Source organism: Chryseobacterium sp. CH25 (assembly GCF_004119455.1).
In the GTDB taxonomy this organism is placed as follows: domain Bacteria; phylum Bacteroidota; class Bacteroidia; order Flavobacteriales; family Weeksellaceae; genus Chryseobacterium.
The window spans coordinates 158,181-182,114 of sequence record NZ_NRQT01000009.1 but is presented as its reverse complement, the minus strand read 5'-3'; the positions used below and the strand labels follow the sequence as shown (position 1 = coordinate 182,114).

General features: G+C 35.5%; 24 protein-coding genes and 1 tRNA gene. 12 read left to right on the top strand and 13 right to left on the bottom strand.

Translation table 11 applies throughout. The annotated features are described in order from the left end of the window. Positions 1-57 precede the first annotated feature (57 nt). Positions 58-130 (bottom strand) — tRNA-Met (locus BOQ64_RS18755). A gap of 101 nt (positions 131-231) precedes the next feature. On the opposite strand from BOQ64_RS18755, the gene BOQ64_RS18750 reads away from it, so the two are divergent. From BOQ64_RS18750 to BOQ64_RS18720, 7 genes are all read left to right on the top strand, one after another. After that, a complete protein-coding gene (locus BOQ64_RS18750) occupies positions 232-843 on the top strand; it encodes an L-threonylcarbamoyladenylate synthase (protein ID WP_129057258.1) in 612 nt (203 codons plus the stop codon). Between the two features lie 16 nt (positions 844-859). Continuing rightward, positions 860-1,570, top strand: a complete 711-nt coding sequence (locus tag BOQ64_RS18745; RefSeq protein WP_129057257.1) for a CPBP family intramembrane glutamic endopeptidase — start codon at positions 860-862, stop codon at positions 1,568-1,570. Between the two features lie 4 nt (positions 1,571-1,574). Further along, the gene (gene yaaA / locus BOQ64_RS18740; RefSeq protein ID WP_129057256.1) at positions 1,575-2,333 is read left to right on the top strand and encodes a peroxide stress protein YaaA; all 759 of its coding nucleotides are present in this window, start codon (positions 1,575-1,577) and stop codon (positions 2,331-2,333) included. Beyond that, on the top strand, positions 2,334-3,182 hold the full coding sequence (prmC, locus tag BOQ64_RS18735) for a peptide chain release factor N(5)-glutamine methyltransferase (RefSeq protein WP_129057255.1): 849 nt from the start codon (positions 2,334-2,336) through the stop codon (positions 3,180-3,182). Positions 3,183-3,226: 44 nt separating this feature from the next. Further along, positions 3,227-3,586 (top strand): DUF4180 domain-containing protein, encoded by a 360-nt coding sequence (locus tag BOQ64_RS18730; protein WP_129057254.1) that lies wholly within the window; start codon positions 3,227-3,229, stop codon positions 3,584-3,586. A gap of 568 nt (positions 3,587-4,154) precedes the next feature. After that, positions 4,155-4,727, top strand: a complete 573-nt coding sequence (locus tag BOQ64_RS18725) for a hypothetical protein (RefSeq protein WP_129057253.1) — start codon at positions 4,155-4,157, stop codon at positions 4,725-4,727. A gap of 7 nt (positions 4,728-4,734) precedes the next feature. Next, positions 4,735-6,276 carry a lectin-like domain-containing protein gene (locus tag BOQ64_RS18720; protein ID WP_228448469.1) on the top strand — a complete coding sequence of 514 codons (1,542 nt, stop codon included), beginning with the start codon at positions 4,735-4,737 and terminating at the stop codon, positions 6,274-6,276. On the opposite strand, the gene BOQ64_RS18715 is transcribed toward BOQ64_RS18720, so the two are convergent. The 8 genes from BOQ64_RS18715 to BOQ64_RS18680 all read right to left on the bottom strand — a co-directional run bounded on the left by BOQ64_RS18715 (position 6,236) and on the right by BOQ64_RS18680 (position 15,708). Beyond that, positions 6,236-7,267: an NAD-dependent epimerase/dehydratase family protein gene (locus BOQ64_RS18715; RefSeq protein WP_129057252.1), complete on the bottom strand. Its 1,032-nt coding sequence runs from the start codon at positions 7,265-7,267 to the stop codon at positions 6,236-6,238. The two genes, BOQ64_RS18720 and BOQ64_RS18715, sit on opposite strands and share 41 nt — an antisense overlap. Beyond that, a complete protein-coding gene (locus BOQ64_RS18710) occupies positions 7,264-8,049 on the bottom strand; it encodes an SDR family NAD(P)-dependent oxidoreductase (protein WP_129057251.1) in 786 nt (261 codons plus the stop codon). The genes BOQ64_RS18715 and BOQ64_RS18710 overlap by 4 nt, the downstream gene beginning before the upstream one ends. Before the next feature lie 149 nt (positions 8,050-8,198). Beyond that, positions 8,199-9,287 (bottom strand): helix-turn-helix domain-containing protein, encoded by a 1,089-nt coding sequence (locus tag BOQ64_RS18705; RefSeq protein ID WP_129057250.1) that lies wholly within the window; start codon positions 9,285-9,287, stop codon positions 8,199-8,201. Between the two features lie 33 nt (positions 9,288-9,320). After that, complete coding sequence (locus tag BOQ64_RS18700; RefSeq protein WP_129057249.1) at positions 9,321-9,962, bottom strand: rhomboid family intramembrane serine protease; 642 nt, start codon at positions 9,960-9,962, stop codon at positions 9,321-9,323. Positions 9,963-10,005: 43 nt separating this feature from the next. Continuing rightward, positions 10,006-12,597 (bottom strand): DNA gyrase/topoisomerase IV subunit A, encoded by a 2,592-nt coding sequence (locus BOQ64_RS18695; RefSeq protein WP_129057248.1) that lies wholly within the window; start codon positions 12,595-12,597, stop codon positions 10,006-10,008. A gap of 8 nt (positions 12,598-12,605) precedes the next feature. Further along, complete coding sequence (locus BOQ64_RS18690; protein ID WP_228448468.1) at positions 12,606-13,025, bottom strand: hypothetical protein; 420 nt, start codon at positions 13,023-13,025, stop codon at positions 12,606-12,608. A gap of 85 nt (positions 13,026-13,110) precedes the next feature. Further along, entirely contained in the window at positions 13,111-14,997 is a 1,887-nt protein-coding gene (locus tag BOQ64_RS18685) for a DNA topoisomerase IV subunit B (protein WP_129057247.1), read from the bottom strand. A 171-nt stretch (positions 14,998-15,168) separates the two neighbouring features. Continuing rightward, entirely contained in the window at positions 15,169-15,708 is a 540-nt protein-coding gene (locus tag BOQ64_RS18680) for a DUF2867 domain-containing protein (RefSeq protein WP_129057246.1), read from the bottom strand. Positions 15,709-16,079: 371 nt separating this feature from the next. On the opposite strand from BOQ64_RS18680, the gene BOQ64_RS18675 reads away from it, so the two are divergent. The 3 genes from BOQ64_RS18675 to BOQ64_RS23225 all read left to right on the top strand — a co-directional run bounded on the left by BOQ64_RS18675 (position 16,080) and on the right by BOQ64_RS23225 (position 17,715). Further along, positions 16,080-17,228, top strand: coding sequence for a methionine aminotransferase (locus tag BOQ64_RS18675; protein WP_129057245.1), 1,149 nt, complete (start codon positions 16,080-16,082; stop codon positions 17,226-17,228). Between the two features lie 111 nt (positions 17,229-17,339). Then, the gene (locus BOQ64_RS18670) at positions 17,340-17,534 is read left to right on the top strand and encodes a bacteriocin (protein WP_129057244.1); all 195 of its coding nucleotides are present in this window, start codon (positions 17,340-17,342) and stop codon (positions 17,532-17,534) included. Between the two features lie 28 nt (positions 17,535-17,562). After that, positions 17,563-17,715, top strand: a complete 153-nt coding sequence (locus BOQ64_RS23225; RefSeq protein ID WP_164975849.1) for a hypothetical protein — start codon at positions 17,563-17,565, stop codon at positions 17,713-17,715. Positions 17,716-17,792: 77 nt separating this feature from the next. Here the strand turns inward: BOQ64_RS23225 and BOQ64_RS18665 are convergent, their stop codons facing one another. Both BOQ64_RS18665 and BOQ64_RS18660 read right to left on the bottom strand, forming a co-directional pair. Continuing rightward, complete coding sequence (locus tag BOQ64_RS18665) at positions 17,793-18,557, bottom strand: SDR family NAD(P)-dependent oxidoreductase (RefSeq protein ID WP_129057243.1); 765 nt, start codon at positions 18,555-18,557, stop codon at positions 17,793-17,795. Positions 18,558-18,644: 87 nt separating this feature from the next. Further along, positions 18,645-19,583, bottom strand: coding sequence for a helix-turn-helix domain-containing protein (locus BOQ64_RS18660; RefSeq protein WP_129057242.1), 939 nt, complete (start codon positions 19,581-19,583; stop codon positions 18,645-18,647). Positions 19,584-20,155: 572 nt separating this feature from the next. Between BOQ64_RS18660 and BOQ64_RS23220 the strand changes: the two genes are divergently transcribed. Both BOQ64_RS23220 and BOQ64_RS18650 read left to right on the top strand, forming a co-directional pair. Then, positions 20,156-20,314, top strand: a complete 159-nt coding sequence (locus BOQ64_RS23220; RefSeq protein ID WP_164975848.1) for a hypothetical protein — start codon at positions 20,156-20,158, stop codon at positions 20,312-20,314. A gap of 36 nt (positions 20,315-20,350) precedes the next feature. Then, positions 20,351-20,515, top strand: a complete 165-nt coding sequence (locus BOQ64_RS18650) for a bacteriocin (RefSeq protein WP_129057240.1) — start codon at positions 20,351-20,353, stop codon at positions 20,513-20,515. Between the two features lie 187 nt (positions 20,516-20,702). On the opposite strand, the gene ychF is transcribed toward BOQ64_RS18650, so the two are convergent. Both ychF and BOQ64_RS18640 read right to left on the bottom strand, forming a co-directional pair. Beyond that, positions 20,703-21,794 (bottom strand): redox-regulated ATPase YchF, encoded by a 1,092-nt coding sequence (gene ychF, locus BOQ64_RS18645; protein WP_129057239.1) that lies wholly within the window; start codon positions 21,792-21,794, stop codon positions 20,703-20,705. A gap of 403 nt (positions 21,795-22,197) precedes the next feature. Next, positions 22,198-23,811 (bottom strand): glycoside hydrolase family 10 protein, encoded by a 1,614-nt coding sequence (locus BOQ64_RS18640; protein WP_129057238.1) that lies wholly within the window; start codon positions 23,809-23,811, stop codon positions 22,198-22,200. Between the last annotated feature and the right edge of the window lie 123 nt (positions 23,812-23,934).

The following is a 23,934-nucleotide window of genomic DNA, read 5'->3' as shown; positions in this document are numbered from 1 at the left end:
CTACTGCTCCATCCCGCGGTGTATTTTTAGAGTGCTTACCGAAAGCACTTAACTTAGTAGCGGGAACCGGACTCGAACCGATGACCTTCGGGTTATGAGCCCGACGAGCTACCTACTGCTCCATCCCGCGATATTGGATTGCAAAGGTACGAATATTTTTCACAAATCCTAATTTTTCTTTTAAATAAAGGACTTTTATGAAAACTATTTTATTATTTGTATCTTTGTTTTATGGCAAAGATATTAAAAATTTATCCCGACAATCCACAGGAAAATCTTGTGAATGAAGTCATTAAAACATTAAATAATGGCGGATTGATTATCTATCCCTCAGATACAATTTATGCCCTTGGCTGTAATATTTTTGATATAAAAGCCATGGAAAAGCTGGCTCAACTGAAAAAATTAAAGCTTGAAAAGTCAAAATTCTCAATAATCTGTAATGATTTGAGCCATCTTTCCGACTTTACAAGACCTATTGATACTTCAGTTTTCAGATTCCTGAAAAGTCACCTTCCGGGACCTTTTACATTTATTCTTGAGGCTAACAAAAGTTTGCCTTTAGCTTATAAAGGTCACAAAACAATCGGTATCCGTGTTCCGGATCACCCGATTCCTCAGCTTATTGTAGAAAAACTGGGGCATCCTATTGCATCAACTTCCATCAGAGATGATGATGAAATTATCGAATATTCTACTGATCCTGAACTGATTGCTGAAAAGTACGATCATCTGGTAGATATTGTAATCGATTCAGGATATGGAGATAATATAGCTTCTACCATTGTAGATCTTACTTCAGGAGAGCCGGAAATTATCCGCCAGGGAAAAGGAACGATTTAATTTAAGCAATTAAAATTTGAAGGATATCAGTCTTAATGGAAAATATTCCATAGGGATTCTGCTCACGTTTCTGATACTGATAGAGCTTATGCTTTATACTTTTTCAGTCATTAATATAGTTACAGGAATAAAAGCGATTACTTCTTATACATTCTTTCTAAGCAGGATTGCAATATGGAGTGCTTTACTCATTATATTTCTGTATAGTCTCTTTATTGAAAAGAAACCGTTTTTATTGAAGGAAGAAAAGAAGTATTCATTAAGTTTCTGTATCAGAGCAATTCTGATTTTATATTTTATCTGCACCATCGGAGGAGTGATTCTCAATGCTGTATTTATGTATTTCATTCAGGAAAAGCCCAGTGATAAGCTTTTTGAACTTACATCAATTTTTAAAAACAATTATTTTTTAATTATTTTTACATGCATAACGGCTGGTGCTGTAGAAGAACTATTGATGCGCGGATACATTCAGCCCAGAGTTGAAAAAATATACAACAGTCCTGTGGCGGGTATATTAATTTCAGCTATTCTGTTTGGAATTCTGCACAGCACTTACGGAACCGTAGGACAGGTGATTATTCCTTTCTTCATTGGGCTCGTTTTTGCTATATTTTATAAATTATATTCCAATATTAAAATTCTGATCATCTGTCATTTTATGATTGATTTTGTATCGATGATGATCATGAACTTTATTGATATTAAACACTTATCTGTATTTTAACATTATGAAAATTGTAACCTCACCTGCCAAATTAATGAACGTAGAAAATTCAACGGACCTGTTGAAATCCACTACGCCTAAATTCATTGAAGAGGCAGCTTTTATACAAACTTATTTAAAAGAAAAGTCCCCAAAATATCTTTCTGAGCTTATGGAAATCTCTCCTAAGCTGGCTGATGAAAACTGGGAAAGAAACCAAAAGTGGAAATCAAAACCTACTGCCAAAGAATCTGCTGCTGCTATGTTTGCATTTACAGGGGAAGTATACAGAGGATTAGATGCTAAAACACTTGACAAAAATGCGATAGATTATCTTCAAAAAAATTACAGAATGCTGTCCGGGTTATATGGTCTCCTTAAACCATCTGATAAAGTAATGCTTTACAGACTGGAAATGGGTCGCCATTTTGAGTTCGATCAGTATAAAAACCTGTATGAATTCTGGAGAGAAAAGATTACTGAACAGCTGAATACGGAAATGAAAAAGGGAGAAGTCCTGCTTCACTTAGCCAGTAATGAATATGGAAAGGTTATCGACAGGAAAAAGCTGAATCATAAAGTGATTGATTTTGATTTTTATGAATTAAAAGAAGGTAAACTGAAAACAATCGTAGTCTATACCAAACACGCAAGAGGCCTTGTGGTAAGATTCTGTGCAGAAACCAATGCTAAAACGCTGGATGATGTAAAAGCTTTCAACTATGAAGGATATAGAATTGATGAAGAAAAATCTACAGATACAAAACTGGTTTTCACAAGATAAATGACAATATCAGCATTTAAAAAATATTTCAAAGAAACACTTTCCGATCTTTATACTGAGTCGGAAAGTGCTTTTTTAGTCTCATTATTTATTCAGAAAATTGTGGGATTTGATTCATTTGAACAGAGAAGATTTTCAGAACAGGAGCTTCTTACAGATGATGAGCAAAAGCTTCAACATCTTATTTCTGAATTAAAAACCGGAAGACCTTACCAGCAAATTCTTGGAGAAACAGAATTTTATGGCATGACATTTCTGGTGGATGAACATGTTCTTATCCCGCGTCCTGAAACGGAAGAGCTTTTAGAGATAGCAATCCGGGAAATACAGACTATAGGAAATAATGGTGTGGGACTAAAGATTCTTGATATTGGTACGGGAAGCGGTGTGATTCCTTTAGTTCTGAAAAAACATTTTCCTGACGCTGAAGTATCATCAATAGATTTCTCTGAAAAAGCATTAGAAACAGCAAAACGAAACGCAGCCTATCATCAGCTTGATGTGAAGTTTATCCATGCAGATTACCTGAATACTCAGCTCACTGAAGAATACGATGTTATCATCTCAAATCCGCCTTATATAGGCATGGAAGAAGAAATTGAGATTGAACATTCTGTAAAAGGGTTTGAGCCTACAATGGCCCTGTTCTCTCCTACTTCTGATGCTTTGATCTTTTACAGAAAGATTGCAGAAGATTCTAAGGAACATTTGAAGAGTAATGGTCTTTTATTTTTAGAAATCAACCAAAAATTGGGACCTGAAACCCTTGAGCTGTATCAGTATTTCTCCAATGCACAGTTATTAAAAGACTTATCTGAAAATGACAGGTTTATTTATGGGAGAAAATAAGTAATTTTATCTCGTATAAAACATAACCATACATTAGAGAAACCATGGTCATCAAACCACACAATACTGGAAATATCAAAATTGCGGAAGTAATTTCGGATCAAATCATCATTCAATCTGCAGAAGATGGATTGGATCTGATGGGAAATATTTATTACCAGGGATTTGATAAAGTAATTGTCTATGAGAAGAATATTACTCCCGATTTCTTTGATCTGAAAACTAAAATTGCAGGAGAAATTCTGCAAAAGTTTTCCAATTACCGTATTGCATTGGCTATTGTTGGAGATTTCAGTAAATATGAAAGCAAAAGCATGAAGGATTTTATCTTTGAAAGTAATAAAACCAGGCATGTCAATTTTGTAAAAACGCTGGAAGAGGCTTTAACTAATTTTTCAAACTAGGCTATTTTTCAGTTATTTAGATAAAAAATCTGTGGAATTTCCAGTATTTTTCTCAATTTCTACAAGTTAACACCGTCCATTTTTAAGATTTTTTAACAAATTACAAAGATTCACTCATTAAAAATAATCTCAAAAATTTATTAATTATATAAAATTTTAAACTAAATATAATAATTAAATTAACTATTAAGAGTGAAATAAAAATTAATCTTTTAAAAGCAAGCCTATAAGTGTTTTATTCGTACATTTACAAAAAACACGAGGGAATATGAATCTTACTTTTTTAAGGGCTTACACGGTCACTTAACTCAATCTATTTTTCCGACTTTTTCAGATTTAACATAGAATTTTTCTCTATGAAATATCATTGTTATATCTGTTATGGGCTTTTGAAGTAAGAAGCCTTATTATGTCATTTTTTTGAACATAACAATTCATTGTTTCAATGAACTGTTAGAGAGACTTATTTCCTTTATGGAAGTAAGCCTCCTGAAGATTTTTCCTTATTAAAAACATAACCATTAAAAAAACATAAAAAAAACCAGATAAAAAATTATTTAAGAACATCATGATTAAAAAATTATTTCTACCGATCGTTTTAGTAAGTTCGTTTTCATATGGCCAAGTAGGGATTAACACTCCTACTCCAGACGGCAGCGCAGCCCTTGACATTTACAGTCAAAATAAAGGGATGCTGATACCAAGACTTACTACAGCAAAAAGAGATGCTATTTCCAATCCGGCCAACTCACTTCTTATTTATGATACTGATAAGAAATGTTTAAGCCAGAATATAGGAACTCCAACCAGCCCGGATTGGTTATGTATCAGTAATAACGCTGTAAAAATGTTTTACATGCCAAGTGTTTCTTTTGATACTTCTACTACTGCCACTGGCAGAACTAAGGATTTATATACTTTATATAAAACACAATTCGGATCACCAAAAGCTAAAAGTACCAGTGCTCCTGCCTCTATTCCTTTCTTTCCTTCCAGCAGAGATCTTTACTATTATGTAACTGATGCTGATCCTAATGTATTCAGTAATATTACTATTTCTGATGATGGTGTAATGAGGTATGATGTAAAAGCAGCAGCTACAGACTGTTCTTTTATCAATATTGTTTTTGTTGTCAAATAATTGAACTATGATAAAAAGTAAATCAATTATGCGGTACAAAAGGTTCCTGATTGCCTTTCCTCTGGTCATTTTTGCTCAAAATCTTCATGCGCAGAATGAACAGGGAACCGGATATCCATATTTTGTCAACTTTACACAGGGATTACAGCCTCAGGAAGCTTATAAAGTAGCAACAAGCGGTGTTCAGAATGACGCCACCTTTACTACAGACGGATTACGACTGACCCGAAGTGTCAATAATATTTCAGGCGGAGTTATCCTGGCGGATAAGATATTCAAAAGTGATCAGGGAATTAAGTTTGAATTTGAATTTGCTATTTATGGTGGAAACACTAACGGAGGAGATGGTATTTCTATATTCCTGGTAGATGGATCTATCCCGAAAGACCAGCTTAATCTGGGATATTTTGGTGGTGGATTAGGCTATACTTTTGTACGGGGACGTGAATCTACTGAAGGACTGAGAGGAGCCTACCTTGGAATTGGTCTGGATGAGTTTGGAAACTTTAAAACAAGTTTTAACCAGAGTGAAAGAGTCAGAAACGGAATATTTGGAGTAGGACTAGCTGATGGACGAAGCAATGTTTCATTAAGAGGTAAGCGTGGAAACCAATATCTCTCGTCTTCTGAACCTGTGGGATATAACGGTTATCCGTTGCTTTACAGCATAGCAACCAACGCTTCCCCTTCCAGCAGCAACAGATCTGCCTATCTGGATACCAACACTGGAAAATATATTGGTATTAAAAACCCAAGTCTTCAGCAATTCAGTATTGAAAGTGGAGGAACTACAATTCCTCAAAATGAAAATGATGTAAGATTCCGTAAAGCATATGTTGTTTTGGTTCCCAACCCTGCCGGCGGTTACAATATAACCCTGGAAATACAGCACGGAAATGTAAAGGAGAAGGTGATTGATAATTATTATTACCCAACTTCTCTGAAATATACCGAAACTACCATATCCAACGCAACGGTAAGAACTCTGGATACTTCGGCTCCTTCTACTTTCAGAATTGGTTTTGCTGCTTCTACAGGAGCTGCCAAAAACATCCATTTACTGAAAAACTTAGGCGTTACAAGACCTTACGCTGCAGAAGTAACAGATGATCTCTTTGCCGGTTGCCCGGGAATAAAGTCAATCTATTATCCATTGCTTAATGATGCGGCTTATTCTTCAGCAGGAGGGCAAAACCCGCCAACACTTTCTTATAACAACCTTGATTTTAATTCATTCCGGTTTTTGGATAACAACGGAGCTGTGATTCCGAATATAACAGGTGGTGTTTATACCAACAGCCAGGGAACCTGGACTTATTTACCCACTACCGGAGCGCTTTCTTTCAGGCCTGCAAGTGGATTTACCGGAGTTGCCCAAATTCAGTATGATATTAAAGGCGGTGGCAGTAATGGTACTGAATCTCCTTATAATAAGGAAGAATACAGATCATTACCGGCACTGGTACAGGTTAATATTTCAAGTACAAATAACTGCAGCAAAGCCTGCATTATTTCCAACAGAAATGTAACTCAGACGATAACAAGATAGTTTGATAAAACCAGCTTTCAAAAGCTGGTTTTTTATTAATAAAATACTGAACAGCATCTTCAATTGCTTTATCAGTAGATTGGTATTGAATCCCAAACTCCTCTACTGATTTCTGATTAGAATAATAATTATAAATATGAAGTGCTTTCATATTAGAGGAACAGAGATTGGTCTTTATCTTTAATTTTCTTAAACCATCACCAACCCATCCAAAGAAACTTAAAATCCAGTTGGGAATAGCTATCATGACTGGGTTTTGACCGGTAATCCGGTTTACTTTTTTAAAAAAATCAATGTAGCTTAAGTTTTCATTGGCTAAAAGATATTTTTCTCCTGCCCTTCCTTTTTCAATGGCATGCAATATTCCATTAGCAGCATCTTCTGCATGAATGAAATTTTTTCCTCCTTTTGGATAAAAAATAAGCTTCTTTCTCCAGGCCCAGAAAATCAGTTTTCCGGAACTTGGTTTTGTATCATAGGCACCAATCATAAACGTGGGGTTCAGAATAACAACTTCCGTACTCTGTTGATTTTCTAAAAGATAATTTTCAGCATTCAGCTTACTTTGGGCATAGAAAGAGTCTGTAAAAGGATATTTATGAAGTTCTTTTTCATTTCCCGGCCGTTCTTCACTTCCATATCCAAGGGTATTGGCAGTACTTACAAACAGGAATCTTCTTACACCACAGGCCTCTGCCTGCGCAAAAAGCTTCGCTGTGATATCATAATTTACTTTTTCATAATCTTCATAACGGATCAGATTCTGACTCGTTTCTGCTGCTATATGAATAATGCAGTCAATTTTTGAAAGGTATGACGAAAGATCAGAGTTCAGGCTGCCTTCAACTATTTTCAGGTTCTCATTTTCTTCACCCAGATATTTGCTTTTCTGGCGCACCAGAGCAGTAACAGAATAACCATTTTGCAATAATTTAATGATAACATTAGTTCCCAGAAGTCCCGTTCCCCCGGTTACAAAAACTTTTTTCATGCTTTAATCTCTCTTTTTATGGCTTGAGTCATCAGAGGAAGCTTTATCCATATGGGAAGAATCTTCATGACAAGCCAGCTTATTGGGTTGACCATAATTACGGAATCTTTTTTAAATAACTGCTGAATACACCGGGCTGCTACTTTATCCGGGTTTAAAAGTGTCAGTCTGCCCCAGAAGCCCTGTTTTTCAATTCTTTTACAGACATCCTCATTGGTTTTCATGGCTCCGGGGTTTACTACACTTACAAAAACATTAGTGTCTTTTAATTCTTCATGTAATCCTCTTGAAAAGGAATGAATAAAACTTTTAGAGGCAGGATATACCGTTTTAAATCCTATCGGAGAGAACGCAGCCATGCTTGAGACATTTAGAATATAGGCTTTAGGCTGTTTTAAAAGATTAGGAAGTAATTGATGGGTAATAAGTGAGGTTGCGGTTACATTAACCTGCAGAATGGTGTTTATATAATCTGAGGTTGCCTCTGTAAACTTCTTCGTTCCCCCAAGCCCAGCATTATTGATTAAAATATGAATATTAAAAGACGAATTAAGCCATTCTGTAAGCTTCAGTACATTTTCGTTGACAGAAAGATCTACTTCATAACAATGCGCTTTTATCTGGTACTTTTCTTCAAGTGTAAGAGAAAGTTCTTTTAAGCTTTGGTTGGGAAGGCTTACCAGAATAAGATTGATCCTTTTTTCAGCCAGTTTTTCAGCAAAAGCTTTTCCCAGTCCCTGGCTGGCTCCTGTAACTACAGCATATGATTCTTTAGTATCCATAAGATTAAATTTTACGGTACAAAGCTATCGTGAAAGTGTTCTTTAAATGTTCCGGATTATCTGACCGAACCTATTTTCAACAAAAAAACAGACACATTATAACCAATTGAAAAATAAATATTTAAAGGTAAAAGTTTATAAACCTGAACTTATTTTTTAAACTCAGAAGGAGTTTGTCCGGTCACTTTTTTAAAAGTAGTATTGAATGAAGTCTTGGAATTGAAACCTGATTCATAAGCTATTCCCAGGATGGATAGTTTACTGTTGGAATCTTTAAGAAGCTGCTTAGCATATTCAACCCTGAACTCATTCACGTATTGGAAAAAGTTCTTTTGAAAACCGGTATTGATCACGTAAGATAAATGATGGGTAGAAACAGAAAGCATTTCTGCCAGTTTAATAAGGTTCAGTTCACTGTCCAGATAAGGTTTTTGGCTTTCCATACTTTTTTCAAGCTTCAGTTTAATTCTTAATAGTTCTTCATCAGAAATAAGCTTCTTTTTTACTTCTTCAGAATCAGAATCATCCTGAATAGAGATTAATTCTTCACGCTGCTTTTCTTCCAATGGATAAATCTCTTTCTGCTTTAAGGAATAGTATCCAACACAATAAATAACCAACAGGAATACAGCGTTGATAAAGAAATTTAATGACTTTGGATCATAAAACAGATTATACACTACGTAAATAATATTCACGGCAAGAATCACCAGAATAATATATTCCAACCAGTTCAGATTAATTCCTTCGGTATTGGAAGAAAACTGCTGAATCTTTCGCTGATGTTTTCTGATGGTGATGTAAGAAAGTAAGGTATAAAATAATGCCTGAACCAAAATAAGGATAACACTCAAAGACTCAAAAGGACTGCTATAACCTACTCTAACCAGGACAAGACATATCACAAATGCTGCCGGTAATACCAGAAACTTTAAATCTGTTATTTTAAACCTGAAAGAAGGATTGGTATGGAATAATACACTGAAATAAAAAAAGATAGGGGTAAGATACTGTACAATCCGGACAGGAAATAAGGAATGGAACTCAATGGGCGAACCGGTAATCAAAAAAAGAATCTCATCTAGCCAGAAGGTGGACCACAGAAAGAGGAAAATTCCAAACCAGAAATTGGCTTTTCTGTTAACTTTTAAAGGATTGGCTATATTGAGCAGAGAAAGCAAAACCAATGAACCATAGATAAGTATCACGATGAAACTGTTAAATTCTGATGTGTTCATTGGTTTTGATATTTTAGAGTAAAAATAGTCTTTTTATCTTATTCGTTTCCTGACGAAAATCTGATAACCCAGATAAATTAATGGTAGTGACATCACCCCAAGATATAAAATATTGCTCATAGCCAGTTGCGGATGTAATACAATAGAATACACCAATCCGAAAAAGGCTCCACCAAGGTGGGCAGCATGTCCCAGATTATCCCATTGTTTAGGGTTCAGCATCATGTATACAGAATATCCGAAATACAGGGTTCCAAATAACCATCCCGGTAAAAAGTTTACACTGATTTCATTTGGGGCCATCGCTATGGAAGCAAAAATGATTCCCGAAACGGCTCCTGAAGCTCCAATTGCAGAGTACCAAGGCTGTTTCTGATAAATCTGTAAACTGAATAAGTTCCCAAGGATCATTGATCCGAAATAGATAATCAGAAATCCTATTTGTCCAAAGAAATGCACCACCACACCCTGAAAAAAGTACAGGGAAAGCATATTAAAAAACAGATGCATAAAATCTGCGTGTAAAAATGCAGAACTTATCAGTCTTATGTATTCTTTACGGTTTGCAATGGCACCTACATTGAATTTATATTTCTCAAATAAAACCGTATTGTTGAAACCCATATAACTAAAAATACAAGTGACCGCAATGATAATCAAAACAAATATATCCATCTGATGTTTGTTATTTTATTCTTAAATGTAAATTTATAAAAACCTATTCAGTTTCATTAGCTCCATCTTCCTGGAACAGATCTCCGATAATTCCACCCTCTTCATCCATATCTCCTGTTGGTTCCGGATCTTCATATACTTCCGGCTCCTCTTCTACAGGTTCAGGAATGGTAATATTGATGGCTTTTACTTTAAATTTTGTGAATTGGTTTCCAATGGCTTTTATTCCTTTTACGGTAATAAATTCGTCAATATTAATAGTTTCCGGATCACGCTCTTTCCCTTTATCCTTTGCAAAAATGATTTCTGCTGTAGCATCATTGGCTACAATTACATTTTCTATAAATGATTTCGGGTGTTCAGATGGCATGAAGGTCTGTATATTTACCGTATTTTCCAGCAAGAATCTCTTGATGAAATAAATATCTTTTTCCCCGTCATAGTAGATACACGTAATAGGCTGTTCAGGCTTCCATTTTTCCAATACCAGATATTCATCATCAAAACGGTTCCCTAAATCAAAGGAAACAAGTTTTACTTCTCCATTGGTATTGATGGTTAATATTTTATCATCTCCTTTGAAACTCCCTAATAAAGTACCTCTTACATCAGCATTCAGTCTTCTTACCGTATCATCAAACCAGATTCTTCTTGGAGCGAGTGTAGAAACACCTTCTTCTTTAAGGTCTACTTTCTTCACTGCATATTTGGTCACCAGATTTCCTTTGGAATCACGTCCTTTAATCGCAAGATCAGAGAAATTGATTTCCATTTTATTCTTTCTGATTCTAGGGTTTGGTTTTAAAAGAACCGTAACGGTTTCTGCTTCACCATTCGGGTTGGCTGAAAAATATAGGGTTTCTGAACCTTTTTTATCTGAAGCTAAAGGATAATCTGTATTCCTTGTTACTCCGGTTACAGAGAAACGCTTCATATAGTAAGGACCTTCCCTTCCTTCACGATAGATCATGTTATAAACCGTTCTCTTATCGTTTTTCTTCCATACGGCAACGTGCAGAATATCTTTTCCGATAAAAGTTTTGGCTTCCACTTTTACCACCTTCATGCTGCCATCTTTTCTGAAAGTAATGATGTCATCAATATCAGAACAGTCAAACATATACTGATCTTTCTTCAGTGATGTTCCGATGAAGCCTTCTTCAAAGTTGGCATAGAACTTCTCATTGGCTACTGCTACTTTGGTTGCATCAATGGTATCAAAGATTCTAAGTTCTGTTTTTCTCTGCCTGTCTTTTCCGTATTTCTTCTGGATATTCAGATAATATTCAATAGCATAGGCTGTCAGGTTGGCAAGGTTGTGTTTTACCTGCTCAATTTGACCTTCAAGAGAGGCAATATTTTCTTTAAATTTATCTAAATCGAATCTTGAAATTCTCTTGATTCTGATCTCTGTTAATTTTAAAATATCTTCTTCTGTTACCGCTCTTAAAAGATGTTTGGTATGAGGTTTTAATCCTTTATCAATGGTTTTCAGAACATCTTCCCAGCTCTTCACTTCTTCGATGTCGTGATAGATCCTGTTTTCGATGAAGATTCTTTCCAATGAGGAGAAATGCCAGCTTTCCTGTAATTCATGAAGCTCGATCTCAAGTTCTTTATTCAGTAATTCTTTGGTATGTTCTGTATTTCTTCTTAAGATCTCAGAAACATTCAGGAACATAGGCTTATCTCCAACAATTACACAGGCATTCGGAGAAATCGTAACCTGACAATCTGTAAATGCGTACAATGCATCGATCGTTTTATCAGGAGACATATCATTATGAAGATGGATCAGAATTTCTACTTTATCTGAAGTATTATCTTCAATTTTTTTAATCTTAATCTTTCCTTTTTCGTTGGCTTTTAACACAGAATCTATAAGATCGCTCGTCGTTTTTGAAAACGGAAGCTCGGTAATCATCAAAGTGTGTTTATCCACCTGATTGATTCTTGCTCTGGCTCTTACTTTTCCACCTCTATGACCGTCATTGTATTCAGAAACATCTAAGAAACCTGCTGTAAGGAAATCCGGATATAGCTCAAACTTTTTACCTTTTAAATGAGCAACAGAAGCATTAATTAATTCATTAAAGTTATGAGGAAGAATTTTTGTAGAAAGCCCTACTCCGATTCCTTCAACTCCCTGCGCCAAAAGCAACGGGAATTTCACAGGCAAATCTATCGGTTCGTTATTTCTTCCGTCATAAGATTTCGTCCATTCTGTCGTTTTAGGATTAAAGACTACTTCCAGAGCAAAAGGTGTTAATCTGGCTTCAATATATCTCGCCGCCGCTGCAGAGTCACCTGTATAGATATTTCCCCAGTTTCCTTGGGTGTCTATCAAAAGTTCTCTCTGCCCGATTCCTACCATGGCATCCGTAATAGAAGCATCACCATGTGGGTGATATTTCATCGTATTTCCTACGATATTGGCCACCTTATTGTAACGGCCGTCTTCCAGTTCCCGCATAGAGTGCATAATTCTTCTCTGAACGGGCTTTAGCCCATCAAATATTGAAGGAATGGCTCTATCCAAAATCACATAGGAAGCATAATCCAGAAACCAGTCTTTATAGAGACCGGAAACCTTCTTTAAGCTTTCACCCTCATGCGAATATTCTTCTGTCGTCATCTGTTATATTAATCTTTTTTCTCTTTATTAGCTTTTACAACTTTATTCAGAGAGAGTTTTAAATCATTTACTTCTTTTCCGCTCAAATAAGAGATCTGGTATTTCAGGATGGTAGATCCATTATTCTTACTTGAAACGGTAATGTATAGTCTTTTGATAAAGAGTATACTGATTACATCATATTTTACCAGCTTATACTTTGGAAACTCATCATGAAGAGGCTTGCTTAAAAAGGGAATAATATTCCTGTTTTTAAAATGCAGTGCTTCTCCATCACTGTCGTATTCAAAAATCTGTCGGCCGTTAAGATAAAAGATTATCAGCAATAATAGGGGAACAAGAACCATCAGATAGCTTTCGCTTCCTAGTATATGAAACCTGTACTTATTGACTAAAAATCCGGCTATTCCAAACACAACTATCATCATCAATAGCGTGTTTATAAAGTTGTAAACTGGTGCTTTACTACGGTTACTTAATCTCATTGTGATTCTTTGGTGTCATGAACAATGTTTAACTGTCTATTTCATCAAGAATGTGTTTTTTATCAATATCAGAATCATCTTCCACCACCAAGTTCTCAAGGATGAAAGTCTGTCTATCAGGTGTATTTTTTCCCATATAAAACTCCAGTAACTGGTCTATGGTCTGGTCTTTCCCCACTACCACAGGCTCTAAACGGATATCTTTACCAATGAAATGTTTAAATTCATCCGGTGAAATTTCACCCAGTCCTTTGAATCGTGTAATCTCAGGGTTTTTCCCAAGTTCATTCAATGCTTTTACTCTTTCTGTTTCTGAATAGCAGTATCGGGTCTCTTTTTTATTTCTCACCCTGAATAATGGAGTCTGAAGGATATAAAGGTGACCGTTTTTAATCAGATCCGGGAAGAACTGCAGGAAGAATGTAATCATCAACAGACGGATGTGCATACCATCCACATCGGCATCGGTTGCAATAATTACCTGATTGTATCTCAGGTCTTCCAAACTTTCTTCAATATTTAAAGCAGCCTGAAGAAGGTTGAATTCCTCATTTTCGTATACCACTTTTTTGGTCAGTCCGTAGCAGTTCAGAGGCTTTCCTTTTAACGAGAATACAGCCTGTGTTTCAACATCTCTTGACTTGGTGATAGACCCGGATGCGGAATCTCCCTCAGTAATAAAGATCTGTGTATCTCCTTTTCTTTCAGCTTTCTGATCGTTATAATGCTGTCTGCAGTCGCGCAGCTTTTTATTATGCAGAGATACTTTTTTAGCTCTTTCTCTGGCCAGTTTCTGAATTCCGGAAAGTTCTTTTCTCTCTCTCTCAGAGATCAGAATCTTTCTTTGAATGGCTTCAGCTATTTCAGGATTCTTATGTAAAAAATTATCCAGTTTACTTTTAAGGAAATCAATAATAAAAGTTCTTACGGTTGGTCCGTTAGGCCCCATATCATTGGATCCCAGTTTTGTTTTGGTCTGAGATTCGAAAACCGGCTCTTCTACATTGATGGAAATCGCTGCAATGATTGATTTTCTGATATCAGAAGCATCAAAACTTTTATTGAAAAACTCACGGATTGTTTTCACATATGCTTCACGGAAAGCATTCAGGTGAGTACCACCCTGTGTTGTATTCTGCCCATTAACGAATGAAAAGTAAGTTTCCGTCTGTGATTTATCAGAATGGGTAATGGCCACTTCAATATCTTCATCTTTTAAATGAACAATCGGATAAAGGATATCGCTTTCCAGTTCTTCTTCTAAAAGGTCTTTCAGACCGTTTTCAGAAAAGTAGGTTTCACCATTAAACAGTATTTTCAGTCCCGGATTCAGATACGCATAGTTGCGGAGCATTCTTTCGATATACTCTTTTCTGTATTTGAAATGCTGGAAGATTTCTCCATCGGGAATAAATGAAATTTCAGTTCCGTTTCTGTCTGAAGTTTCCTTTTCATCAAAGTCTTCTTTGATCATACCGCGAGAGAATTCTGCGGCCTTCATTTTCCCATCACGGAAAGAGCGTACTCTAAAATAGTCTGAAAGGGCATTTACAGCTTTTGTACCCACCCCGTTCAGTCCGACAGATTTTTTGAACGCTTTACTGTCGTATTTACCTCCGGTATTCATTTTGGAAACAGCATCGATCATCTTTCCCAATGGGATTCCACGACCAAAGTCACGGATGGTAACTTTGCCGTCATCCAGCTTTATTTCAATTCTTTTTCCGGCTCTCATCCTGAACTCATCAATGGAGTTATCCAGGATTTCTTTAAGTAAAATGTAAATACCGTCATCGGCAGATGAACCGTCACCCAGCTTCCCGATGTACATGCCGGGACGCAGACGGATATGTTCCTGCCAATCGAGGGTTCTGATATTCTCTTCGGAGTAGGTTGGATTTATTTCTTGTGACATATATGATTTCAGCAAACATACAAAAGTACGAAATTGTCCAAAATTATCCGAATTTTAATCTTCCTTTTTTATCAACTTTCTTCCTGAAATATGTATTTACATTACAAAAAAGTAGACTTAATTAAATAAAGGCTAAATGTCTGTATTTCGATATTTACCCTCTGAAAATTATTACTTGGCATTTTCCAGCTTACCGATTATATTTTTAAGCATAGCCGGAACAATAAGTTGATGAAAGGGGCGTACCGGTAAAAAATACAATACTCCCAACCAGTTATGGAACTTAACCGTGGTGGAAATGGTTAAAGAATTTTCATCCTGCCCACCCTGATTTTTATCAAATAAAAGAGAGACTCTAAAATCTAAATGTTTATCATCTTCACCCAGTATAATTTCATTATTGGTTTTATTAAATACCTTAAAAATTCCAATATGCTCTCCTACTTCCCCTGTAAAACTTTCGGCTTCTTTCACCGGATCAGTTTCAGCACCAGTTTTCAGTCCAAACCATTTAACTACCTTATTTCTGAAAGCAAACATTTTCTTTCCCCATGTTGGTCCGCATGTAAAAAAAGCTTTTCCAATTTGGGCAATATCGAAATTTTGTCCATTTCCTACCAATCCCCCCACAAAACTATCTGCATAATCAAACTTTTCTTTTCCCTGGAACAAAATGGATGTTGTAGGAAACTCAATCTTCTTAATTTTCATTGCTATTGGTTTTTAAATTATTTTCAGCATAACAAATGTAAGCATCTCTAAACATATTTAAAAGCAAATTGTTACATTTTCCAAACAAACGTTTAAATTTATTCTATACAGCAAAAAACCGAAGGAAATTGTTGGGAAAATACTAAGATTTCCACCCTAAATAATTCTCATTGATTTTACTGATTATGCAGATACCAGAAAAGCTTTTATAATGCCACGAATGCACGAATGATTTTTATTAATGCATAAATCTATAATGGCTATCTGGTTAAAGAAATCAAATTTCATTACATGGATTGCATAAATAAGATTTAAATAAGATCCGTTGTAAATAATTCATTAAATTCGGTATCAACAAAATCTGTTTTTTTATGATACAACTTCCTTTGTCGAAACTTTCCAATGTAGGAACTACTATTTTCAGTCAAATGACGCAGCTTGCCAATGAAAATGAAGCCATTAACCTGTCTCAGGGATTTCCTGATTTTATGCCGGATTCCGAATTATTAAATAATGTAGATCATTTTATAAAAAAAGGGTTTAATCAATATGCTCCGCTGGGTGGAATGATTGGCTTAAAGGAAGAAATTGCAAGAAAAATTGAAAACAGTCATCAAAGCGCTTATCATCCGGATTCAGAAATTACAGTAACTGCAGGCGGAACTCAGGCTATTTTTACAGCCATTGCTGCTTTTATAAAAAAAGATGATGAAGTAATTATTTTTGAGCCTGCTTATGATTGCTACGAACCTACGGTTGAACTTTTTGGAGGTATTGTAAAACGATTTGAAATGAAGGCTCCGGACTATCAAATCGACTGGATTGCTGTAAAAAATCTGATCAGTGATAAAACCAAGATGATTATCCTCAACAATCCGAACAATCCATCAGGGAAAATACTAAAAGAAGAGGATATCAATGAGCTGATTCAGTTGGTAAAAGGAACATCTATCCTTATTTTAAGTGATGAAGTATATGAAAATATTATTTTTGACGGAAAACAGCATTTAAGTATCTGTAAATATCCGGAACTGAAAGAAAGAAGTCTTCTTGTAGCTTCATTTGGAAAGCTTTTCCATGTTACAGGCTGGAAGGTAGGATATTGTGCTGCTCCAAAAGCTTTAACAGATGAGTTCAGAAAAGTACATCAGTTTAATGTTTTTTGTGTTAATACCCCTATGCAGCTTGCTTTGGCTGAGTATATGAAAGATGACGAACATTATCTTTATCTTAATCAATTCTTTCAGGAGAAAAGAGATTTCCTGAGAAAAGGACTTTCCGGAACTTCTTTTGAACTTTTGGATTGCGAAGGCACCTATTTCCAGGCTCTAAAATACTCTAAGATTTCAGATAAAAGTGATTTTGATTTTGCCAGTGAACTTACCATCAATCATAAGGTGGCAAGTGTTCCGTTTTCATCATTTTACAAAAACAAACTGAATGAAAATGTTATCAGACTGTGTTTTGCCAAGAAGCAGGAAACATTGGAAAGAGCTATTGAAAATCTTTCAAAAGTATAATCATTTTCAGAGACTAGCAGAAACATACCCTATCATTTTTTCTTCAACTGGTGATTTACTATTGAAACTTTTCATATATTCGTAATAACTAACTCATTAAAAATCAGAATTATGAAAACCCAAACAGCATTGAATGCAAAAAAACTAAGTAAAAAAGAATTAAAAACAATAGCAGGAGGTCTTATAGACTGTATGCCCGCTCAGGAGATTTGTCTTCCTCATATGGAACCATGCCATTCAAATGTTGACGAAAACGGCTGTGCTATGATTTCTCCTTATTGCGGACAAAAAATATGCAGACCTTAATAACACCCATTTATAAAAATCTAAAACTATGAAAAACAACATTGAACTTAACGGAAGAAAATTGAGCAAAAAACAATTGTGTGTCATCAAAGGTGGATTAAGAATCTGCAGACCGGAAGGCTACGCAGAATGTATACAATATGGGAGATTTTGTGGGGAACCGGAATGCAAGACACCTTAATTCAATACTCCTTACATTATATTTAAAAAGTCTATCTCTGGTTGAGATAGACTTTTTTATGAATACTATTTACGAATTTACAAAAATACCCCACCTGAGGCTTCAATTCTTTGCCCGTTAATCCAGCCTGCATCGTCAGTACAAAGGAATGCCACTATTCCACCGATATCATCCGGTAACCCTACTCTTCCCAACGCTGTAGCACTGGCAACTGCTTCATTAATTTCTTTGTTATCCCTTACTCTTCCGCCACCAAAATCTGTTTCAATAGCTCCCGGAGCTACTACATTGGCTTTAATTCTTCTGGAACCTAGTTCTTTGGCCATATATTTAGTAAGCATCTCTACACCTGCCTTTATTGATCCGTACACTGAAGAACCTGGTGTTGCAAATCTTGCCAACCCTGAAGAAATATTAACAATTCCTCCTCCATTATTAATGAAAGGCAATAGCTTTTGGGTTAAAAAGAATACTCCTTTAAAGTGAATATCTATAATATCATCCACCTGCTCTTCCGTAACTTCTGTAATAGGTGAATACAAAGCTGTTCCGGCATTATTGATGAGATAATCTATATTTGAGCTTCCGGTAGATTCTTCTAAATGGCTGGTAACATTCTTTATAAAAGTATCAAAGCTTTTACGGTCTTTTGTGTCCAGCTGAAACGCAACCGCATTTCTTCCCATAGCTTTTATCTCGTTAACAACGGCTTCTGCTTCTTCTATATTGCTTCTATACGTAATGATAACATCCAGGCCTTTTTGTGCAATCTTAAGTGCTGAATTTTTACCCAAGCCTCTGCTTCCTCCGGTTACCAATGCTATTTTTGTCTTTGTTTCCATATTTTTGGTTGTTTTAATGATACAAAGTTGACACATTTAGAGTAGAAAGAGTTTACCCGAATCAATCCGAAATTTGCAAAATTCAAATCATGACCGAAATTCTAAAGGGGTAAACGATGTTTTCTTTTTGAAAAAATTTGAAAAGTGAGCAATTTCCTCAAATCCAAGAGCAAAAGAAATTTCTGATACATTCCACTGGGTCTGCCTTAAAAGAATCTTTGCTTCTTGAATAATGCGGTCACCAATAAATTCTGTAGTTGTTTTCCCGGTACTTTCTTTCAGTCTTTTATTAAGATAATTAACATGTACAGACAATCTTTCTGCGTAGTCTTTTGCTGTTCTCAGCTGTAGCTTCTGCTCACGGGATTCAATAGGAAACTGTCTTTCCAATAATTCTATAAATAAAGATACCACTCTCATGGAAGCATCTTTTGATACTGATATTTTAGTTGCAGGCTGTAGCTTCTGCCCATAGTGAATCAGTTCCCATACGTAATTCCTTATCAGATCGTATTTAAATATATAATCTGAATCTATTTCTTTTTTTATTTTTTTAAAAAGAAGTTCTATCTCATCTGCCAGGTCATTATCAATTTCAAATACCGGAACGGCTCCCGGCTGAAAAATAGGTAGATTTTCTAAGGTATTGTAAGAGGTTTCTTTAACAAAAAAATCTTCGGTAAAGACACAAAAACTTCCGGACTGCTGGGCATCCTCAGGTACCCAATGATAAGGAACCTTGGGAGTGGCAAACAGCAGCGCGTTTTCTTCTATTGAAATAATCTTATCGGCATACTCAGCTCTGTTTTTCCCTCTGATCAGGCTTATTTTATAATATTTGCGTCTGTTATAGGGCATTTCAGAAGTGCTTTTTACTCTTTCAAGCGTTTGGGCTATATCAAACACATTAAAGTGTCCGATATCCTTATGGAGACCTTTGGGAAGAATTTCTTCCAGACTTTTCCCCAGTTTTTCAGTCATTTTTCTATAGAAATCTTCTAATGAGGAATGGACGATTTTCTCCATAAGCAATCAATTGTAAAATTCAAATATACAAAGTTGATTTTTAATATAATAAAAATGTTTATTTCATTTTTTTCTACAGAAAGTGATATACGAAAGATTATTTTTACTACTTTAGTATTTAACTAACTCACTAAAAATCAAACTAATGAAAAACAAATTCCTTCAGTCTGGTAAAAGACTGAACAAAAAGAGCTGAAATGCATTACTGGTGGATTATTAAACTGTATGGAACCGGTACTTTGCCCCACTCCCTATGAACCATGTGAATCTCCATATCCCAATGGCTGTACAATTATTTCTCCTGTGTGCGGACAAAAAGAATGCAGACCAGCCCCAATTATTATAGAATAATCATCAACCTTTACAAAATTAATACTATGAAAAATGCAAAAAAACTAAATAAGAAAGAACTAAAATCTATTAAAGGAGGATTACAGATGTGTCTTGATCATGAAACGGGGCGCTGCATAGATACCGGAATAAGATGCGCTGAAAGAGAGTGCAGATATGCACCAGAACCTCCATTTCCTTTTTAAAACAACTTTTAATTACATATTAAAAAATTAGAAATCATGGAAAAACAAAATCTAAACAACGGAAAAAGATTAAACAAAAAAGAATTAAGAGTAATTACGGGCGGAAAAGAAATGTGTCTCCTTGCGAATCTGACTTGTAAAAAAATTTCTTTTGCGTGTGCAGAGCTACAATGCCAGCCTGGAATTGAGATTTAACAACAATAGCAAATCCATTTTTAAAATAGAAAAACTATGGAGAATCTAAACAACGGCAAAAAGCTGAACAAAAAAGAATTACGATCAATCACTGGCGGGCTATTGCAGTGTATTGATCCTGCTACAGGTTTCTGTACAACTATTGGCGCAAAATGCTTTGAAAGAAAATGTCAAATCATCATTCATCCGCCATTAGATTAAAACATGAACCTCATGTTATTTTTTATAATTTGAGCACTTTCATTGTTTTGAAAGTGCTTTTTATTTTTTTAGTAGTTATTAAACTACAGTAGTATATTTCATGTTAAAAAGTTTTTCTCATGAATGCAAAAACGCTCCCAAACAATTATGGAAGCGTTTTTTTATAAACTAACTTTAATATTTTTTCTTATACGTTGAATCTGAAGTGCATGATGTCTCCATCCTGAACTATATATTCTTTACCTTCTACAGAAAGTTTTCCGGCTTCTTTTACTTTTGCTTCTGAACCGTAAGTCATATAATCATTATACTTGATTACTTCTGCACGGATGAATCCTTTTTCAAAGTCTGTGTGGATTACTCCAGCTGCTTGAGGAGCTGTCCATCCCTGTCCGATAGTCCATGCTCTTACCTCTTTAACTCCGGCAGTGAAATACGTCTGAAGTTTTAAAAGATCATAAGCTTTTCTGATCAAACGGTTTACCCCAGGTTCTGTAAGTCCAAGTTCATCAAGGAAAATTTCTCTTTCTTCAAAAGTCTCAAGTTCGTTGATGTCTGCTTCAATTTGAGCAGCTAATACTACTACTTCAGCACCTTCATTCTGAGCCATTTTCTCAATCTTTGCAATCCACTCGTTTCCGTTTTTGATAGAATTTTCATCTACGTTACAAACGTAAAGTACCGGTTTGTTTGTTAAAAGCTGAACATCTGCAATAATTGACTTTGTAAAGTCATCCATCGCAAATTCTCTTGCATTTTTTCCGTCTTCAAGGAATTTCTGTAAATTCTGAAGGGTTTCGTAAGTAAGGATATCTTCTTTCTTACCGGATTTGATGAATTTTTTAGCTTTTTCAACTGCTTTCCCTACTGTTTCAAGGTCTTTCAGCTGAAGCTCGATATCAATAATTTCTTTATCTCTTAACGGGTCTACTGAACCTTCTACGTGAACAATATTTCCGTTATCAAAACATCTTAAAACGTGGATGATTGCCTCACACTCACGGATATTTGCCAGGAACTGGTTCCCCAATCCTTCTCCTTTGCTGGCTCCTTTTACAAGACCTGCAATATCAACGATCTCAACTACAGCTGGTAAAACTCTCTCAGGTTTTACGATTTTCTCCAATTCAAATAGTCTCTGATCCGGTACTGAAACTGTTCCCAGGTTCGGTTCAATAGTACAGAAAGGATAGTTTGCTGATTGAGCTTTTGCATTGCTCAGACAGTTAAAAAGTGTTGATTTACCTACATTCGGAAGGCCTACAATTCCACATTTCATATTGTAAAATTCAAAGTTTAAGGTTTAGGGTCTGAAAGTTTGAAGTTTAAGATTCAAAGTTTCTCACTTTGTTTCCTGATTCCTGAACTTTCAGCGTGCAAAGATAGTGAAATTTAAGGGAGTTTCATAATAAAAAATACAGATCAATATTCCGGGGGATTTTCAAGTAGTTTTACTTCACCGATGATTTTTATGAATAAGATATTGTATTTTCCAGTAAAATTTCATTCAAAACAAGTACTATTTAGATGCTTACAGAATGACAAGGTATATAGATAGATCATCTGGCATAGATATGTTATTTCTCAAAGCGTCTTAATAACTCAATAAAAAAGGGTTCAACTTTAAGCTAAACCCTTTTATTTTTAAACTTTGATGGTTTTATAATACTACCATTGTTTTTTTATCTGATCTTTTTTGCGATATAATCACTTTCGTTTCCTAATCTGTCAATAGCTTTGATGGCAATTCCATTCAGTTTTTTACCATTTTTAAATTTAGGGACATCTTTGAAAAGAGTATCCAGTGGTAAAATTTCTGTTTGCCATACTCCGTCGTATTGAGTGAAAAGCACCCATTGGAAAACTTCTGAAGCGTTTTTTGAACTCCATCTTGTCTGTGCAAAGCTACCGTTATCTGAAATAAATAAGGTTGGCGTCTGTAATGGAACAGTTTTAATCCATGGAGATTTAGGAACTAGTGCTTTTTCACTGTAAGGTCCGTTTTTCAGTGTTGGAAGCATTCCAGGATTTTTAGTTAATCCAGCGATACTCCAGTGAATTTCTCCTGCGTCATTCTTTAATATTTGTCTGGAAATTTCAATCTGGTTCTTGATTTCTGTTGGACGGTCATAAGTTTTAATCTCAACAGTATTCAAACCTGGCCATAAGTGACGTTTCATTGTATTTTCTGACTGCCACCAGTTTAGTAATGCTTCAAAGCCCTGCCCTTTTGAATCAATCGGCCAGTATAATTGTGGAGAGAAATAATCTACCCAACCTTTATTCAACCATAATTTAGCATCTGCATACAGCTCGTCAAACTGGGAAGATCCTACAATCCCGGCCGGATATCCCGGTTTCCAGATTCCAAACGGACTGATTCCAAATCTTACATTATTTTTTTCTGCGTGAATTTCTTTATAGATACGCTCTACAAATTTATTTACATTATCTCTTCTCCAGTCTGCTCTTGATAAAGTTCCGCCACTATTCTGATAAGCACTCCATGTTGCATAATCCGGAAAGTCTGCTCCTTTATTGTAAGTAGCGTATGGATAGAAATAATCATCAAAGTGAATCGCATCAATATCGTATCGTTTCACAATATCTTTTACTACGTTGGATACGTGGTCCTGAGTTTTCGGATTAGCCGGATCAAACCAGTACATTCCGTTTTTTAATCTCACTACAATGTCAGACATTCTGTTGGCCATTGACATCTTATTTACTGTACCACCGTTAGTATGATGGGCACGATAAGGATTTAGCCAAACGTGTAATTCCAATCCTCTTTTATGGGCCTCTTCGATCCAGAATAATAACGGATCATAGTTTGGATAAGGTGCTGTACCTGTTTCACCGGTTAAGAAATAAGACCAGGGTTCAAGATTACTTGTATACAAAGCATCTGCAGAGGGTCTGATCTGAAAAATAGCAGCATTAAAATTATTGTCTTTCAGCATATCCAACATACTTATAGCTTCTGCTTTCTGCTGCTCTACAGTAAGATTGTTTTTGGATGGCCAGTTGATATTGGCAACACTGGCAATCCATGCACCACGAAATTCTCTTTTAATCTCTGGAAGACTGGTTCTGAATATTTCTTCCGTTGAAGTTCCTGGTGTAGGCTTTACTGCTACAGGAGGTTTTGGCTGGGTTGTAGTATTGCCGGTATTAGGTTTTGTTGTATTCTTAGCAGGAGGAGTCTTTGTAACATTGTTCTGAGTAGAACATGAAGTGCTGTAAGATGCAAGAACTCCCAATAAAACGATAAGTTTTAGTTTACTCATTTTCATAGCCGTAAAACTACTTTAAATTATATTTTGATATTTTGGATATTCTTTTGAAAAAATAAACATTTTTTTCGATTATTTAGAAAAAAAGCCTCGAAAAATTCGAGGCTTTTCTATATGATATTG

Excerpts from the sequence above, each read along its gene's own strand:
- BOQ64_RS18670 (WP_129057244.1), top strand. The coding sequence starts at position 17,340 with ATGAAAACCCAAACAGCATTGAATGCAAAAAAACTAAGTAAAAAAGAA.
- BOQ64_RS18730 (WP_129057254.1), top strand. The coding sequence starts at position 3,227 with ATGGTCATCAAACCACACAATACTGGAAATATCAAAATTGCGGAAGTA.
- BOQ64_RS18640 (WP_129057238.1), bottom strand. The coding sequence starts at position 23,811 with ATGAAAATGAGTAAACTAAAACTTATCGTTTTATTGGGAGTTCTTGCA.
- BOQ64_RS18705 (WP_129057250.1), bottom strand. The coding sequence starts at position 9,287 with ATGAACACATCAGAATTTAACAGTTTCATCGTGATACTTATCTATGGT.
- BOQ64_RS18715 (WP_129057252.1), bottom strand. The coding sequence starts at position 7,267 with ATGAAAAAAGTTTTTGTAACCGGGGGAACGGGACTTCTGGGAACTAAT.
- BOQ64_RS18750 (WP_129057258.1), top strand. The coding sequence starts at position 232 with ATGGCAAAGATATTAAAAATTTATCCCGACAATCCACAGGAAAATCTT.
- BOQ64_RS18725 (WP_129057253.1), top strand. The coding sequence starts at position 4,155 with ATGATTAAAAAATTATTTCTACCGATCGTTTTAGTAAGTTCGTTTTCA.
- BOQ64_RS18680 (WP_129057246.1), bottom strand. The coding sequence starts at position 15,708 with ATGAAAATTAAGAAGATTGAGTTTCCTACAACATCCATTTTGTTCCAG.
- BOQ64_RS18720 (WP_228448469.1), top strand. The coding sequence starts at position 4,735 with ATGATAAAAAGTAAATCAATTATGCGGTACAAAAGGTTCCTGATTGCC.
- BOQ64_RS23225 (WP_164975849.1), top strand. The coding sequence starts at position 17,563 with ATGAAAAACAACATTGAACTTAACGGAAGAAAATTGAGCAAAAAACAA.
- BOQ64_RS23220 (WP_164975848.1), top strand. The coding sequence starts at position 20,156 with ATGGAAAAACAAAATCTAAACAACGGAAAAAGATTAAACAAAAAAGAA.
- prmC (WP_129057255.1), top strand. The coding sequence starts at position 2,334 with ATGACAATATCAGCATTTAAAAAATATTTCAAAGAAACACTTTCCGAT.
- BOQ64_RS18710 (WP_129057251.1), bottom strand. The coding sequence starts at position 8,049 with ATGGATACTAAAGAATCATATGCTGTAGTTACAGGAGCCAGCCAGGGA.
- BOQ64_RS18695 (WP_129057248.1), bottom strand. The coding sequence starts at position 12,597 with ATGACGACAGAAGAATATTCGCATGAGGGTGAAAGCTTAAAGAAGGTT.
- BOQ64_RS18675 (WP_129057245.1), top strand. The coding sequence starts at position 16,080 with ATGATACAACTTCCTTTGTCGAAACTTTCCAATGTAGGAACTACTATT.
- BOQ64_RS18700 (WP_129057249.1), bottom strand. The coding sequence starts at position 9,962 with ATGGATATATTTGTTTTGATTATCATTGCGGTCACTTGTATTTTTAGT.
- BOQ64_RS18650 (WP_129057240.1), top strand. The coding sequence starts at position 20,351 with ATGGAGAATCTAAACAACGGCAAAAAGCTGAACAAAAAAGAATTACGA.
- BOQ64_RS18685 (WP_129057247.1), bottom strand. The coding sequence starts at position 14,997 with ATGTCACAAGAAATAAATCCAACCTACTCCGAAGAGAATATCAGAACC.
- BOQ64_RS18665 (WP_129057243.1), bottom strand. The coding sequence starts at position 18,557 with ATGGAAACAAAGACAAAAATAGCATTGGTAACCGGAGGAAGCAGAGGC.
- BOQ64_RS18690 (WP_228448468.1), bottom strand. The coding sequence starts at position 13,025 with ATGATGATAGTTGTGTTTGGAATAGCCGGATTTTTAGTCAATAAGTAC.
- yaaA (WP_129057256.1), top strand. The coding sequence starts at position 1,575 with ATGAAAATTGTAACCTCACCTGCCAAATTAATGAACGTAGAAAATTCA.
- ychF (WP_129057239.1), bottom strand. The coding sequence starts at position 21,794 with ATGAAATGTGGAATTGTAGGCCTTCCGAATGTAGGTAAATCAACACTT.
- BOQ64_RS18660 (WP_129057242.1), bottom strand. The coding sequence starts at position 19,583 with ATGGAGAAAATCGTCCATTCCTCATTAGAAGATTTCTATAGAAAAATG.